Annotated in this window: 1 protein-coding gene; it reads right to left on the bottom strand. The window is 49.0% G+C overall.

The annotated features are described in order from the left end of the window. Positions 1-202: 202 nt before the first annotated feature. Positions 203-949 carry an N-acetyltransferase gene (locus C4885_RS16115; RefSeq protein WP_114001303.1) on the bottom strand — a complete coding sequence of 249 codons (747 nt, stop codon included), beginning with the start codon at positions 947-949 and terminating at the stop codon, positions 203-205. Positions 950-1,116: the final 167 nt, after the last annotated feature.

Below are 1,116 nucleotides of genomic sequence, written 5' to 3'. Positions count from 1 at the left end.
TTGGCAACGCAGATGCCGTGCCGCAGCTGCCGGAGCGGTGCTTAAGCCGCAAGGCGGGAATTGTGCGGTGTTGCCTTAGACTTTATTCCGTGAATACGGGCGTACATGGTGCGGTCCCTGCGGAGTATTTTTAACCGTTTTAGGCTCCTCCATTTTGCTAACGCAAAAACATTCGGCCGCTTGTTTCACACGTAAACATTGGTTAACTCCGTACCCCTGCGAGATGCAGAAACTTTTTGTCAGACTGAATGCTCTGGGTCAGGAATTTGCCATCTTTGAACAGTGCATAGGTTGTAACCGGCGCGGGCACATTTTGTGCCTGCACCTTACTGGTGATATGAACAGCTTTCAACGGTATCCCGTGCTCTCTTGCGGCTTCTTCCACCCGCGGCACCCAGTAGTAAGTAAACGGGCACTGATCGGTATAATAAAGAACGAACCCACTCTGCTCTACCGCAGGGTGCTTGGCGCACGCCTTGAATTTTGGCGGCTCGGCATCTTGTTCAAACGGCAGATACATCAGGTTGATTCCACATTCTGATGTGTCTGCGACAGCAAACCCTTTATATGCCATAAATTTAGGGTCGGAGAGAAATTCGCGTTTTCGTCCTTCTGCGGATAGAATGCACAGCCCTTTTCGCCCCTGCCCTTTTGCATCCTGCACACACTGCTGCAACAGTTCATTGGCGTATCCGTGTCCTTTTAGGGAACCGGATACCCACAAACAATCGATATAAACATATCCGTCCGCCTGAATCGGGACCCATGCGTTTTCTGCCGGGATATACTCAATAAAGCATTTGCCGCGCTCCGTGCTCCGGTAGAAAACCAAACCTTCTGCAAAGCGCTGCTTAAGCCATTCCTTTTTCATCACGCTCTGCTTGCCGGACATTGCACAGCAGATATGTTCTTTCTCAATATTATCCTTTGTAATTTGGATATAATCCATTTGAACCCCCTTACATGCTTCATGATTCTACCGTGCCCACAATCTCCGGCTTTACTTCTTTATCCTTTCCATCTGCATAATTTCTTTTAAGGCAATACCGCATAATTCTAAGTGCCGATACGGCGAGCGAGGTGCGGCAGATGCCAAGCCAAAAGCGCAGATAATAC

The organism is Subdoligranulum sp. APC924/74, assembly GCF_003324125.1.
GTDB lineage: Bacteria > Bacillota > Clostridia > Oscillospirales > Ruminococcaceae > Gemmiger > Gemmiger qucibialis.
This window is presented reverse-complemented; position numbering and strand designations above follow the sequence as displayed.

What these genes read in the sequence shown, in the direction of transcription:
- C4885_RS16115 (WP_114001303.1), bottom strand. Translation starts at nt 949, where the DNA reads ATGGATTATATCCAAATTACAAAGGATAATATTGAGAAAGAACATATC.